We start from the raw sequence: 14,600 nt of genomic DNA on the forward strand, positions 1-14,600 counted from the left end.
TTAAAGTTTTGTTTCTTTGTACTCATGATTTCAATTCCTCACAAAACTAAGCAATTCCTTGTACTTCTAATCAAAGTTTTGATTGTTGCCGGCGCATTTTATTTCATTTACAACCAGCTGGCAAATAATGACAAACTAGACTGGGTCCAGTTTACTGCCAAATTCAAAAAGAACCAGTCGGTATTAGGAATTATTTTTATCTTACTATTGAGTGTGATGAATCGCTATTTTGAGATTTTAAAATGGCAGAATTTAGCTTCTTATATCAAACCCATTTCCGTTTTAGAAGCTACAAAACAGGTTTTGGCAGCATTGACAGCAGGAATTTTTACTCCAAATGGTGTGGGCGAATATGCAGGAAAAGCTCTGTATTACGAAAAACAAGAAACCAAGCAAGTGGTGTTTCTGAATCTGATTTGCAACGGAATCCAAATGGTGTTGACCGTTATCATTGGGATATTTGGTTTACTCTATTTTAATGCTGAATATAATGTAATAACTACAAAAACTGTGTCACTCCTTTTTGGGGCATTACTACTTGTTTTTACAGTTTTATTTTCGATAAAAAAAATAGCTATAAAAGGTTATTCAATAGAAAAATTGATTCATAAAATCAATGAAATTCCAAAACGCATTCACCACAAAAACATCCTTTTAGGTATATGCCGATACCTTGTGTTTTCGCATCAATATTATTTCTTGTTTTTAGCCTTTGATGTTGATCTACCTTATTTTACGTTGATGGCAGCTGTGACCAGCGTTTACTTTTTGGCTTCTTCTTTACCTACTTTTCAGTTTTTAGACTTTGCCGTAAAAGGAAGTGTAGCCATCTTTTTCTTTGGTATTCTGGGCGTGAACGAATGGATTGTCATTTTTGTATCGACCTTGATGTGGTTTTTAAATGTAGTTTTACCCGTAGTAATTGGAAGTTACTACGTACTCAATTTTAAAAGTCCTCTAGCTACAGCAGGAAAATCAACAGCAATTCATTAATTCCAAGAGCTATGGTCATACTTTTTCTGAGCATTGTTTGTGGTATTTACCTGATTGCAATAAGTGCGCTTATTTATGGCTTTACAAAAATAAAAAATTATACAAATAGTGGCTTATTACCAAAAACAGCGTTCACTATCATCGTCCCGTTCAGGGATGAAGCAGAAAATTTACCCAACCTTCTCGATAGTTTTTCGAAACTGAATTATCCTTCAAATTTGTTTCGAATTATTCTTGTCGATGATGCATCTAATGATGATTTTAAAATTTCCGATTTTGAGTTTCAGGTTTCAGTAATAAACAATAATCGTGTTTCAAAATCACCCAAGAAAGATGCGATTGTAACCGCGATGAATCTGGTTACAACTGACTGGGTTATCACTACAGATGCCGATTGTAGGGTGCGTAAAAACTGGTTACTGACGCTGGATAATTATATTCAGGGTCATGAGGTCGCTATGATTGCAGGAGCCGTTACTTATAGTTGTGATACTACTTTTTTACAACAATTTCAACAATTAGACATTGCCAGTTTACAAGGAGCTACCATAGGTAGTTTTGGGATTAATAATGGTTTTATGTGTAATGGCGCCAACTTGGCTTATACCAAATCCCTTTTTCAAAAATTAAATGGTTTTGAAGGTAATGACACAATTGCCAGTGGTGATGATGTTTTTTTATTGCAAAAAGCCATTGCCAGAGCACCAGAAAAAGTACACTATTTGAAATCAAAAAGCAGTATTGTAACTACCAAACCATTAGAGGACTGGAAATCCTTGTTCCAGCAACGTGTACGCTGGGCCTCTAAAACAGCCTCATACCAAAGCAGTTTTGGAAAAACACTTGCTATAGTAGTTTTCATGGGGAATTTGTGTTGGTTATTCACCCTTGCTTATTTTTTATTAGAAAATAGTAATAACCTTACTGCTTTACTTTTACTTTTTTTTAAAATCATTATCGATATGGTGTTGATACTGAAATCCAATCAATTTTTGAACTCAAAAAGAACTTCTTATTTACTAGTGAGTAGCATATTTTACCCTTTTTTTAGTGTCAGTGTAGCCTTGTATTCCCTCTTGGGTAAGTACGAATGGAAAGGAAGAGAATTTACATCTTAAACATTTTTACTTATTTAAAAACTTGACTTTAAACCCTATTTAAGGTCCTATTAAAAAATCATCTAGTGATAGCTGAATGCTCTAGCCCTGATAGAAATGAAAATCCTTTTATGCTGTTGTTCAGAATAAAAGATTGCAATGAATAGCAGGAAAATGCTCCAAAAAACTACTCGACTTTAAGGATTACTGGAAGGATAAATTGTGTTTTAACGGGAATTCCGCGTTTTATTGCTGGATTCACTTTTGGAAAATTAACTAATCTAGCATGTAATATACTGTCGATTTTGATGATGTCGTAAGCTGTAGAATCTTTAGGAAATAACGGTTCAAATTTCATTTTTGCATTAGGAAAAACGGTTACTTTAACCTCTATCGTATCTAATTCAGGGTAGAGAATGGAGAGCGTATCTACATTAAGTTTTTCCTGAATTAATTCTGTTAGATATTGAAAAAAACATTGCTGACGCTCTTTTTTTCCTTCGACTGTGTTGCAGTCTACGAATGAAGGATATTCATCTACCTCTTTCCAGTTAATCGTCTTTAATTCCTTTTGCAACAATTCCTTTTCCGAAGGCACTTGCTTATCGAAATATTGGCAGGAAGTAAAAAGTAAGAATGCTAAAAAAAAGTAATAGTGCTTCAATGTTTTGTTTTTGAATTGGACTAATATTTTATAAAAATACAATTATTATTTATGTGATGCTTTCGAAAGTAAATAATCTTCGTAGTTTTCAGCAAACCACTTGATTTTATTTGCGTTGGCAACCTCTTTTTGATCTGGATACAAAATGGCTAATCGGTCTGAAAAAGCGGCAATTTTAATGGTGTAAGTGTAGAACTTCATTTTGGTTAATATGTGGTCAGGATTTGCTTTTTTATCGGAAAATTCAAAAAAAAGTTGATCAAATTCCTTTAACGAAAAATTGTAAACTTTCTTTTTATTAGCATTATAAATAGAATCCTTTAATGTGCTATCTTGCAGCTTAGTTTGTTTTTCTTGTGCATAAAGCGTACTGCAAACTAACATAAAAAATAAGATGACAGCCGATGTAAAAGTACTTTTCTTCATTTTCATTTCGCAATTAATTACATTTTGAAATGGCAAAATTACTAAAAATATAAGTTATGGACATTTTACTTTTAATTCTTGGTTTTATATGTATGCTAACCGGAATTCTTGGGAGCTTTTTACCAGTATTGCCAGGACCTGGGATTAGCTGGGTGGGAATCGCTTTACTCTATTTTACGAGTGTAGTTCCCGCTGATTATTGGGTCCTAGGAATAACTTTATGCATCACTATTGTACTATCAATTTTAGATTACATCATCCCCGCACAAGGAACAAAACGATTTGGTGGTAGCAAATATGGTATTTGGGGAACAAATATCGGCTTAGTCATTGGGATCTTCTCACCTATTCCATTTGGCTTTTTAATTGGTCCTTTTGTGGGAGCATTTGTAGGCGAACTTTTTTTTGATGCCAACAATCATGGCCGTGCACTTAAAGCCGCTACTGGATCGTTTGTAGGATTTTTAGCCTCGACATTTATACAGTTTCTGGTGTGTTTACTTTTTTTAGGGGTATTCATTACAGTCGTATGGCAATACAAGGAAGCTCTGTTTTAATCCCTTTATTGGGATTTATTACATCACCAGTTGTTTGAGTGCTGTATAAAAAGGCAGACTTGCATTTGAGACTCAAATTTAAAACAAGTAAATAATTTTGGTTTTTAACTTATTTTTGAGATATTCGCAAAGAATACCACTGAATACTTACCAAAAAACAGCTCGTTGGACAAAGATATTATAAATACTTCTTTTTTCATTCACCAATTGAAGGAAGGCGAAAACGCTGCCTTTGAAACGCTGTACCATTTATATTTTCAAAAATTATTTCACTTTGCTAATAGCTACATCGAAGATGAAGAGGAGGCAAAAGAGATTGTACAAAATATTTACTTCAAAATTTGGAAGAAAAGAGCCAAGCTAGAACTAGACCTGAACCTCCATTCTTACCTATTCAAGATGGTTAAAAATGCTTGTCTCGATTATTTTAAGCATCAAAAAGTGCGTGCCAATTATAAAGATTTTTGTGACATTGAAAGAAAAAACATCAATCAGTTAGCGTTATTAGATACTGCAAGTACTTTGTATATTGAAAATGAACTTCTTGAAAAAATCAATAAATCCGTAGACAAACTACCCGAAGCTTGCAAACGCATTTTTATAAAAAGCAGGTTTCAAGGGTTAAAGCACAAAGAAATTGCCGAAGAATTAAACATCTCTACAAAAACCGTAGAAAACCAACTTACAAAAGCGCTAAAGTTTTTAAGAATGGAGCTTAAAGAATACACAGCGCTCTTCTTTTAAAAATTGCCAAAAAAAAATCAAAAGTAACGTAGGGGTATTTACATTTTATATCGTTTTAATATAAAATGCCCTATATGAAAGAATCTGATTTAATACAATTTATAACTAAAAAAGGAAATACCAAGTTTGACCTTGAAGTAATTTCTTGGATCAATGCTTCCCCCGACAATCAAGCTTATTATAATAAAATTAAAGCTCAACAAATTGTGGGTACGGTTGATGAAACTATTGAAAAAGTAAATCCTGAAAAGCAATTCCGTCTTTTTTTAAAGAAAAAAAACAGATCCAAAAATACGCTTCACTTATTTCTAAAAATAGCATCCGTTATCATGATTCCTTTGCTATTAACTACTTACTTCTATTATTCCAATACTTCTAATACTGCTACGGCCAAACCGTTTACAGCTTACACTTCATCTGCAAAAGAACAAAAACAAATCACACTTGGCGATGGAACCATAGTTTGGCTAAATGCCGAAAGTAAAATTGTTGTTAGTAATCAGTACGGCAACACGGAAAGAAGAATTAGCCTTTATGGCGAAGCTTTTTTTGATGTGGTTAAAAACAAAAACAAACCTTTTATAGTAGAAACAGCCTCTGGAATAAAAGTTAAGGTGTTGGGAACCACCTTTAATGTCAAATCCTATGCTTCTGAAAAAAATGTCGAAACAACCCTTGTAACGGGAAAAGTAGAATTGTACGACCAAAAAGAAAACAAACCATTATTAACTTTAAGTCCTAAACAGAAAGCTACCTTTTCTAAAAAAGAAAAAGAACTTTCAGTAGCTGAAGTCACCACAGAGAACATTACATCTTGGAAATCCGGAAAACTCATTTTCAATAAAACACCGTTAGATGAGTTTGCATTAAATATTGAACGCTGGTACGGGGTTAAAGTGATTATGGCTTCTGATGCCTTTAAAGACTATGCTTTCTCAGGAGAAATTGACAAAAACAACTCGATTGAGGACATCATAAAAATATTAGAAGTTTCTTCAAATTTAAATTGCAGTTACAATAACAACACCAATACGCTTTTGATTAAATCAAAATAAAAAAAAGAGAGTGCGCCAACACTCTCTTAATTTAAAAAGGCTTTATAGCTGATTACCGTTTCTAAACAAGTACTAACAAAAAACCAAGTTAAAATTATGAAAAAAAACCGAATTAAAAAGAATTCCGCCAGAAGAAGACCTTCTTCGGTAGATAAAATTATTAGAATAATGAAAATATATTCGATACTAGTTGCACTTACCATCGTTAAAATTTCTGCAAGTAGTTTGCCTACTTATGGTCAAAAAATAGCTATTGAATATGATAAAGTTACTCTTAAACATGTCCTTTCTAAAATAGAAGACCAGTCTGATTTTACTTTTTTTTATAACAATAAATTAGTGGATGAAAATACGGTTATCAGTATTAAAGCTTCATCAGACAAAATAAATAAGGTACTTGATAAAGCGTTAAAAGGAACGGGCATATCTTATGAAATAATGAACAATAAAGTCATTCTATTTAAAGACACTTTGCCCCAAACATTCCATAATGAGGGTAAATCTGAAAATAGTATAACGGAAAATTATACTTTTCAACAAGAAAAAATCGAAGTGAAAGGAACGGTTGTCGATGAAGCAGGTATTCCACTTGCAGGTATTAATGTGAGTATAAAAAACACAACAACAGGAACACTTACAGATCTTGACGGACATTTCACTTTAAAAGCTAACTATGATGATATCGTAGAAATTAGCTACATGGGTTTTAAAACAGAAACTAGAAAAATAAGCCGACAAGCCACCACTTTTAAAATAACTATGCTACCTGACATTAGTGCATTAAACGAGGTAATTGTTGTAGCTTATGACAAGCAAAGCAAAAGCTCTTTTACAGGTGCTGCTGTAAATGTTGATGTTTCTAAAGTTAAAGAAACACCAGCTGCTTCATTCCAGGAGAGTTTACAAGGTAATGTGGCAGGAGTACAAATATCTTCAACAAGTGGACAGCCAGGTTATGCACAAAGCATCCGAATTAGAGGTGTGGGTTCTATAAATGCTAATTCTGACCCTTTGTATGTTGTTGATGGAATTCCTGTAGTTTCAGGAAACATCTCTACTATTGCAACAAGTTCTAATACAATTGCTGGAATCAACCCAAAAGACATTGAAACCATTACTGTTTTAAAAGATGCATCGGCAACTTCTATTTATGGTTCAAGAGGAGCAAATGGAGTTGTTCTTATCACGACAAAAAAAGGGAAATCTGGGAAAACAAAATTTGATTTCAGTAGTCAGTATGGAATCAGTGAAATGATCCTACCAAAGAGAAACAAATTATTAACTACTCCTGAGAGTTTAGAATTATTAATTGAAAGCCGCATAAACATTGGCGAAAGCCCTGCAGTTGCTCAAAAATATATCTATGACAACGTTGATGAAAATGTCAACACAGACTGGCAAGATGTGATAGGGAGAACAGGAGAGTACAGACAATATGGTTTTAGCGCTAGTGGTGGTAGCGACAAAACTACATTTTATTCTTCACTTGGAATCTATGACCAACAAGCTGTAATTATTGGGGTTGACTATAAAAAATTTAATGCTAAGGTGAATATCAACCATAAAGCAACAGATAAATTATCGATGAATTTTGGGGTTGCAGCAAGCAATCAAATTCTTAATACGATCGATGAGGCAGGAAATGCCAATAACCCTGTTAGAGCAATGGCTAGAGAGGTGCCTTGGCAGCCCGTTTATAATGCTGATGGATCTTATAATACTAGTATTCTTTTAACGTATAACCCTATTGGGATAGCCAAAGACAATATTAGAAAATCTAAATTATATGGGATTTTAGGAAATTTAGGTTTAAACTATGATTTCACCAAGAATTTATCATTTGAAACCAAAGGAAATGTTGATTTCAATATAGCAGATGAATTTCAATATGACAATCCGTATTTTGGGGAAGGTAGAAATGATGGTGGACGCGGTAGAGCCTCGGATAACATTGTCCTAAACTGGAATGTTACCAACTTATTAAAATACAACTTAGACTTAAATGAGTCTAATAACCTTAAATTCTTATTAGGGCAAGAGGCGCAAAAAATAACGAGTAGCTCTGTATTTGCTTATGCGAGTAACTATGGTGCGCCAGGATTAACTTCGCTAGATAATGCTTCAGTGTATAGAGATGCCTCAAGTTCAAAAACAGCCTCATCACTTTCCTCTTTATTCTTTAATGTAAATTATGCTTTAAACAATAAATATTTCTTGAATGTAACGGGAAGACGAGATGGTTCATCTAGATTTGGTTCTGATGTGAGGTATGCTAATTTTGGCTCTGTAGGAGCAGGTTGGAATATAGAAAAGGAAGCGTTTATGGAAAATGTAACTTTTGTAAATAAATTAAAACTAAGATCTAGTTACGGTATTAATGGTAATCAAGAAATTGGGGATTTTGCTTCAAGAGGATTGTATAGTACTGGAGACGATTATAATGACAAGCCTGGGTATTCTTACAGTCAACAATCTAATCCATCTTTAACATGGGAGAAAAACAAACCTTTTAATATTGGTTTGGATTTTGGATTGTTCAATAGATTATCTGGAACCTTTGAATACTATACGAGAACGACAACAGACTTATTATTCAAAGTACCTATATCGGCTACAAACGGAATCACAAGTTACTTAGATAATGTAGGTGAAATGAAAAACAGCGGAATCGAATTTGCTTTATCAGCTGCAATATTTGATAATCCGGATGGCTTTTCATGGAAATCAGATTTTAATATTACTACAAACTCTAATGAAATAATAAAGTTACAAAACAACGAACCTATTATTGAGGACAATTACATTAGAGAAGTAGGAAACGATTTTTATACTTTTTACATGCCAGGATACGCAGGTGTTGATCCTCAAAATGGAAATGCGCTTTGGTATACTGACGGAAAAAAGACGGCAACAACAAGCGATTATAGTAAAGCTGACCCTTACCAACAAGGAAGTGCTTTGCCTAAGTTCTATTCTGGTTTCACCAATACATTTAGTTATAAAAATGTAAGTTTTTCGTTTATGCTATTCATGAATGATGGTAATAAAGTGTATGATACTTGGGGTAGATATGTAGCTAGTGATGGTAGTGCTAAATTAAATGATAGAGGAAACCTTACTCGCAAAATCTATGAAAACAGATGGCAACAACCAGGTGATATTACAAATGTTCCCAAGGTTGTTTGGGGTAACACACAGTCTGGATTAGCTAACCAACATTCTACTCGTTTCTTATATGATGGAACTTATATTAGACTTAGAGACATCACGCTAGCTTACCAGTTTCCAAGTTCACTGACTGATAAATTAAAAGTTAGTAATATACGTTTTTACCTAAAAGGAACAAATGTATTGACATGGGTTAAAGACAAAGGATTAGAAATGGATCCAGAAGTTGGAATTAACGGAACCGCTAATCTAAGAATCCCTATTTCGAAACAATTTTTAATGGGAGTTGATTTTTCATTCTAAAAACTAAAACAAATGATATTAAAATTTAAACATATAGCAATTTTAGCTATCGTGATGCTTACGGTATCCTGTAGCGAATCTTTTTTAGACATTAATCCAGAACAAAGTGTCGCTGCCGAAAGCGCCATAGTGGATATTGTGACGTTACAAACTGCAGTAAATGGGACGTATAGCAAACTGCAAAGCAATGATTATTATGGTAGAACCATGTACATCATTCCTGAATTAATGGCTGATAATCTTTACCTGAGTTCCAGAAATACGGGTCCTTATTTAGAATATGAAACTTTTGTAGTTTCTGAAAGAAATGGCGAAGCTGAGGGTTTATGGGAAAAAGGATATCAGGTAATTGTTAATGCCACTCGTGCTATCGAAGGTGGGAAAAAATTACAGGGAAGCAGCACTGCTCAGCAAAACACTATCAATCAATTAATTGGTGAAGCTTATGCTCTTAGAGCATTGGCACATTTTGACCTTGTTAGAATGTTTGCACAACCTTATAATTTCACAGCAGATGCAAGCCATCTAGGTGTACCCGTAATCACAGAAGTTAATATTGTACAAACTTCACCAAAAAGAAATACGGTAAAAGAAGTGTATACTCAAATTACCAATGATCTAACGACTGCTTTAGGCTTAATGCAAACTCAAAAAGGAAAAGGAAGCTTTTCTATTGGAGCGGCAAAAGGCTTACTAGCAAGAGTGGCATTGTACCAAGATGATAAAATCAATGCTATTAAATACAGCTCTGAAGTTATTGCAACAGGAGGTTATAGTTTAATTGCTAATAAAGATTATGCTACGCTATGGAGTACAGAACTAAATAACGAAACCTTATTTGAAGTTGTAAATACAATTGCAGATAATGAAGGAAGTAATAGTTTAGGTCACTTCTTTAACGTTACAGGATACGCAGATGCTTTAGTACCTACTGAGCTTTACGGTCTTTATGATGCTCAAGATGCAAGAAGAACTGCTATCACAACTGGAGCAAAACCTAGTGCAGAGAAAGTGGCACTTTTTGTAAATAAATTCCCAAAAGGAACATTGAGCGATGACAATATTAAAATCTTGCGTTTAGCAGAGCAGTATTTAATTAGAGCTGAAGCTTACGCCAAAGACAATCAAAACACCTTAGCTCAAAATGATTTGAATGTCATTATAAAAAGAGCAAACCCAGCTGCTGCTAATGCAACAGAAACAGGTACTGCTTTATTAAACCGAATTCTTGAGGAAAGAAGAAAGGAACTTGCTTTTGAAGGACATCGTTTATTTGATTTAAACAGAAATAAAAAAGATGTGAAAATTATTCAGTCTGATAAAAGCATGACGGTAAGCTATCCTAGTGATAAATTTATCCTGCCGATACCTTTGAAGGAATTAAATTCAAATCCGAATATCAAACCTCAAAACACCGGATACTAAATGATTTCTATAGAAATTAAACCGTATTTATTGAATAAAAAACATGTATTTAGAATTGCAGGGGGAGCACGTACTAACACTCCTGTTCTTTTAGTAAAACTAATATACGAAAGTTTTGTAGGATATGGGGAGGCTTCAATGCCTCCCTTATACGGGGAAACAATGGAAACGGCTCAAGCTTTTGTAAAATCGCTTGATCTTTCTAAATTCAGCTCTCCCTTAGAATTTGCAACAATAATCAAGTACTTGGACAAGCATGCTCCAGGAAATACTGCTGCAAAAGCTGCAATTGATATTGCGCTACATGATCTTTTAGGAAAAATGATGAAGATGCCTTTGTATCAATATTTCAATTTAGAAAAAAAAGAACTTAAAACCAGTAAAACTATTGGTATAGATAGTGCTCAAATTATCGAAAAGAGAGTTGAAGAGGCTGCTGATTTTCATTATCTAAAAATTAAACTTGGTGGCGATAACGATGCTGAAATCATAAAAGCAGTTCGAAATGTCTCTGACAAACCCTTATTTATAGATGCCAATCAAGGTTGGACCAACAAAGAAGAAGCACTAGATAAAATTGCCTGGTTAAAGGAAGAAAATGTTGTTTTTATCGAACAACCTATGCCTAAGAAATCCTTTGCCGACATGGAATGGCTAGTATCTCGAAGTACTTTACCTTTGATAGGTGATGAAGGAATACAGCGTTTAGAGGATGTGAAAACAGCAAGTAATTTTTACCACGGAATCAACATCAAATTGATGAAGTCTACTGGATTGCATGAAGCTTTTGCTATGGCTAATTTAGCCCAATCACTGAATCTTAAAATAATGCTGGGTTGCATGTCTGAAACTTCTTGTGCTATTGCTGCGGCTGCGCATTTAGGAGCCATGGCAGATTGGATTGATTTAGATGGTAATTTAGGGGTAACTAATGATCCCTACCAAGGACATCAACTAATAAACGGTTGCATTCATCTTAATGACACTAACGGAATTGGATTAATTGATCCCAACTGGGACAAAATTGAAACTTATGTATAAAATATATCAAACGGCGATCATTTTATTTTTATCCCTTTCTCTTACTAGCTGTACAGCACAAAAAAAGACAAGCATAAAAACGACGACTGAGGTACAAAATGATACTTTGGATAGTTATTTTTCAAAATTATACGCGGCAAAAATGTTTAACGGAGCAGTAGCTGTAAAACGAAAAGGCAAACTAATCTTTAAAAAAGCATACGGTATTGCCAATTTAAAGAAACAAACTCCTTTTTTAACTACTAGCTCACAAGAAATTGCTTCCGTTTCTAAACAGTTTACCGCTGCAGCAATACTTTTGCTACAACAAGAAAACAAGCTAAAAGTGACTGATCTTGCGACAATCTATTTGGGACAGGATTTCCCCTATAAGGATATAACCATTTCCCAATTGCTATCACATACTTCTGGACTACCAGATTATGAGCCATATTTTAGAGAAAAATGGGACCCTACTACAATTGCCTACAACAAAGATATTTTACATTATTTAAAAACTCAAAAGCCAGCACTTTTAACTGTTGCAGGCGAGAAATACAATTATTCAAACACGGGATACATCATGTTAGCCGAAATTGTAAATGCTGCTAGCGGAACTACTTTAGAACACTATTTAGCCAAAAAAGTTTTTAAACCGATGCAAATGAATAGCAGCTTTTTCCTTGGAAGAGACAGCATTTGGGACAAAAAAAATTACGCTCCAGGTTATATGTTCAGTTTAACCGAATGCAAAAATGTAATTCCAGAAACTTTAGCTAACAATGGGTATTACCGTTTCTTAAGTGGTCGATTAGGATCAGGACGTCTTTCATCGAGTATCGAAGACTTGATTAAATGGGATGAATTCCTTTATGACGACTCTATTTTTAATACTGCTTCTAAGGAATTGGCATTTAGCGTACATCCACCTACAAAAGATTCTTCTGATTACGGTTACGGATGGCATATTATCAACGATAGTATAAAAGGAAAAACGGTATATCATACCGGAAGTTGGGCTGGAAACTTGACTTACATTCGTCGATCATTAGTAACAAAAGATTTGGTTATCATTTTGAACAACACCCACAATTCGGCCTATTTAAAAGAAATCACAGCTGCAGTCAACGGATTTTTGAATGGTGAACCTCTAGTATTACCAAAAGTTAAAGCGTCTGAATTCTTTAAAAATTCTGCATGTAATCTAACTTTGAACATGATTCCCCAATGGTATAAAGACAATACGGATATTGATTGGGATGTTGCCAATTTAAAAGCACTTCAAAAAGATTATGCAAAGGTTGGTGCCTCAGATAAAATTGAACTGCTAAACTCTCTAATTTCTATCATTCAAACAGCTAACAAATCTTAATCCATATTTTAAAATTTGCGGTTAGCTCCTCAAATATAGTTCTCGAATTTACTTTCCAAAGTTTCTAATTTAAAGAGACCAGCATAAAGAAATGGCACAGTGCATATAGCCATTATCTCTACTGCTGAATAGCTTTTTATGCTCAAGACACAAAACTAGACAGCAACGAAATTCGACTAAACAATAGCTCTTCAATAAATAAAAATTGAATTCCATGAAAAAAACAAAACTGATATTTATAGCTTCAACCTTGCTTTTTATGGGTTGTCAACCGCTAAAAAGAGAAATGAATGTAGATATTCTTATTCAAAACGGCACTGTTTATAACGGAATTGATACTATTCCTACTGATGTATCTATTGCAATAAAAGGAGTTCAAATTGTTTTTGTAGGTGATAAAAATAAAGCTTTGATAACCGCTTCAAAAATTATTGATGCCAAAGGACTAATCGTTTGCCCTGGTTTTATCGATCCGCATACACATGCTGATAAAGATTTAAATGATCCCGGAACCTCCCAAAACAAACCATTTTTACTGCAAGGAGTTACCACTGTGGTTGTAGGTAATGACGGTTCTAGTTTTTATCCCGTTTCCAAATACAACAAATTATATCAGCAAAATGGCATTGGTACAAATGCTGTTCTATTAGTGGGACATGGTACGATTCGCTCTCAAGTTATTGGCAATAGCGATAGAGAGGCGACCCCAGAAGAAATTATAAAAATGCAAGCACTTGTTCAACAAGAAATAGACTCGGGTGCTTTTGGTTTATCTACTGGACTTTTTTATTCCCCTGGAAGTTACGCAACCACAGCGGAAGTTATTTCTCTAGCAAAAACTACTGCGGCGAATAATGGGATTTACGACACTCATTTAAGAGATGAAAGTTCCTATTCAATTGGATTAATCCCATCTGTTGAAGAAGCTATAGAAGTGGGTCGACAAGCAAAATTACCTATTCACATATCACATATTAAATGCCTAGGACTTGATGCCTGGTATCAAAGCGATTCTATTGTCAATATCATTAATACTGCTCGAAAGCAAGGCATTGAAGTTACAGCAAATCAATATCCTTACGACGCATCAGCAACTAGTTTAAAAGCGGTAGCAGTACCACGATGGGTTGAAAGCGGCGGTATAGACTCTGTGTTTATTCGCTATGCTAATCCCTTATTTAAACAACGCATTCTAGACGAAACAAAAACGAATATTAGCCGTAGAGGTGGACCAGATAAATTATTAATTGTCGCTTCTATAGACACTACAATTGTTGGAAAAAATCTATTAGAAATTTCTAAAATATTTGCTGTCTCTCCAGAAGAAGCTGTTTTTGAAATACTCAAAAAGTCTTCGCCAAAAGTAGCGTCATTTAATATGAATTCTAAAGACATTGCGACTTTTATGAAGCAAGACTGGGTGGTTACAGGTTCAGATGGAGGATCAGGACATCCAAGAAAATATGGAACATTTCCAAAAAAATACAATACTTACGTAAAAGATCAAAAGGTAATTGGAATTGCTCAATTTATAAATGGAAGTACTTCCAAAACAGCTGATATTCTAAAAATCCCAAATAGAGGTGCCTTAAAAGAAGGCTATTTCGCCGATGTCATCATTTTCAATCCAGACACTTTTATAGATAAAGCTGATTATTCGGATGCTTTTCAACTAGCAGAAGGTTTAGAATACAGTATCATAAATGGAAAAATAGCAGTCGAAAAAGGAGAAGTAACCCAACTCTTAAACGGAAAAGTTTTAAAAAAATAAGCAAT

Annotated in this window: 12 protein-coding genes; 10 read left to right on the forward strand and 2 right to left on the reverse strand. The window is 34.2% G+C overall.

Going from position 1 to position 14,600, the window contains the following annotated elements; all coding sequences use genetic code 11:
• The first annotated feature begins 24 nt into the window (after positions 1–24).
• Positions 25–993: a hypothetical protein gene (locus tag ACEN2K_RS14040; RefSeq protein WP_441759964.1), complete on the forward strand. Its 969-nt coding sequence runs from the start codon at positions 25–27 to the stop codon at positions 991–993.
• 11 nt (positions 994–1,004) lie between these two features.
• The gene (locus ACEN2K_RS14045) at positions 1,005–2,111 is read left to right on the forward strand and encodes a glycosyltransferase family 2 protein (protein WP_441759965.1); all 1,107 of its coding nucleotides are present in this window, start codon (positions 1,005–1,007) and stop codon (positions 2,109–2,111) included.
• Positions 2,112–2,277: 166 nt separating this feature from the next.
• On the opposite strand, the gene ACEN2K_RS14050 is transcribed toward ACEN2K_RS14045, so the two are convergent.
• Positions 2,278–2,754, reverse strand: coding sequence for a hypothetical protein (locus ACEN2K_RS14050; protein ID WP_441759966.1), 477 nt, complete (start codon positions 2,752–2,754; stop codon positions 2,278–2,280).
• A gap of 45 nt (positions 2,755–2,799) precedes the next feature.
• Entirely contained in the window at positions 2,800–3,186 is a 387-nt protein-coding gene (locus tag ACEN2K_RS14055) for a hypothetical protein (protein ID WP_441759967.1), read from the reverse strand.
• A gap of 50 nt (positions 3,187–3,236) precedes the next feature.
• Between ACEN2K_RS14055 and ACEN2K_RS14060 the strand changes: the two genes are divergently transcribed.
• The 8 genes from ACEN2K_RS14060 to ACEN2K_RS14095 all read left to right on the forward strand — a co-directional run bounded on the left by ACEN2K_RS14060 (position 3,237) and on the right by ACEN2K_RS14095 (position 14,595).
• Entirely contained in the window at positions 3,237–3,737 is a 501-nt protein-coding gene (locus tag ACEN2K_RS14060) for a DUF456 domain-containing protein (protein ID WP_441759968.1), read from the forward strand.
• A 165-nt stretch (positions 3,738–3,902) separates the two neighbouring features.
• Positions 3,903–4,481, forward strand: a complete 579-nt coding sequence (locus tag ACEN2K_RS14065) for an RNA polymerase sigma-70 factor (protein WP_441759969.1) — start codon at positions 3,903–3,905, stop codon at positions 4,479–4,481.
• Positions 4,482–4,555: 74 nt separating this feature from the next.
• Positions 4,556–5,536 (forward strand): FecR family protein, encoded by a 981-nt coding sequence (locus ACEN2K_RS14070; protein WP_441759970.1) that lies wholly within the window; start codon positions 4,556–4,558, stop codon positions 5,534–5,536.
• Positions 5,537–5,632: 96 nt separating this feature from the next.
• Positions 5,633–9,007, forward strand: coding sequence for a TonB-dependent receptor (locus ACEN2K_RS14075; protein ID WP_441759971.1), 3,375 nt, complete (start codon positions 5,633–5,635; stop codon positions 9,005–9,007).
• Between the two features lie 12 nt (positions 9,008–9,019).
• Positions 9,020–10,432 carry a RagB/SusD family nutrient uptake outer membrane protein gene (locus ACEN2K_RS14080; RefSeq protein WP_441759972.1) on the forward strand — a complete coding sequence of 471 codons (1,413 nt, stop codon included), beginning with the start codon at positions 9,020–9,022 and terminating at the stop codon, positions 10,430–10,432.
• Positions 10,433–11,473, forward strand: a complete 1,041-nt coding sequence (locus ACEN2K_RS14085) for a dipeptide epimerase (protein WP_441759973.1) — start codon at positions 10,433–10,435, stop codon at positions 11,471–11,473.
• Complete coding sequence (locus ACEN2K_RS14090) at positions 11,466–12,824, forward strand: serine hydrolase domain-containing protein (protein WP_441759974.1); 1,359 nt, start codon at positions 11,466–11,468, stop codon at positions 12,822–12,824. The genes ACEN2K_RS14085 and ACEN2K_RS14090 overlap by 8 nt, the downstream gene beginning before the upstream one ends.
• A 214-nt stretch (positions 12,825–13,038) precedes the next feature.
• Positions 13,039–14,595 (forward strand): N-acyl-D-amino-acid deacylase family protein, encoded by a 1,557-nt coding sequence (locus tag ACEN2K_RS14095; protein WP_441759975.1) that lies wholly within the window; start codon positions 13,039–13,041, stop codon positions 14,593–14,595.
• The last annotated feature ends 5 nt before the right edge of the window (positions 14,596–14,600 follow it).

This window comes from Flavobacterium sp. W21_SRS_FM3 (assembly GCF_052113625.1).
Classification (GTDB): domain Bacteria; phylum Bacteroidota; class Bacteroidia; order Flavobacteriales; family Flavobacteriaceae; genus Flavobacterium.

Bases quoted from the DNA above. Each gene is read 5' to 3' on its own strand.
- ACEN2K_RS14040 (WP_441759964.1), top strand. From the start codon at position 25: ATGATTTCAATTCCTCACAAAACTAAGCAATTCCTTGTACTTCTAATC.
- ACEN2K_RS14045 (WP_441759965.1), top strand. From the start codon at position 1,005: ATGGTCATACTTTTTCTGAGCATTGTTTGTGGTATTTACCTGATTGCA.
- ACEN2K_RS14055 (WP_441759967.1), bottom strand. From the start codon at position 3,186: ATGAAAATGAAGAAAAGTACTTTTACATCGGCTGTCATCTTATTTTTT.
- ACEN2K_RS14060 (WP_441759968.1), top strand. From the start codon at position 3,237: ATGGACATTTTACTTTTAATTCTTGGTTTTATATGTATGCTAACCGGA.
- ACEN2K_RS14070 (WP_441759970.1), top strand. From the start codon at position 4,556: ATGAAAGAATCTGATTTAATACAATTTATAACTAAAAAAGGAAATACC.
- ACEN2K_RS14075 (WP_441759971.1), top strand. From the start codon at position 5,633: ATGAAAAAAAACCGAATTAAAAAGAATTCCGCCAGAAGAAGACCTTCT.
- ACEN2K_RS14080 (WP_441759972.1), top strand. From the start codon at position 9,020: ATGATATTAAAATTTAAACATATAGCAATTTTAGCTATCGTGATGCTT.
- ACEN2K_RS14085 (WP_441759973.1), top strand. From the start codon at position 10,433: ATGATTTCTATAGAAATTAAACCGTATTTATTGAATAAAAAACATGTA.
- ACEN2K_RS14090 (WP_441759974.1), top strand. From the start codon at position 11,466: ATGTATAAAATATATCAAACGGCGATCATTTTATTTTTATCCCTTTCT.
- ACEN2K_RS14095 (WP_441759975.1), top strand. From the start codon at position 13,039: ATGAAAAAAACAAAACTGATATTTATAGCTTCAACCTTGCTTTTTATG.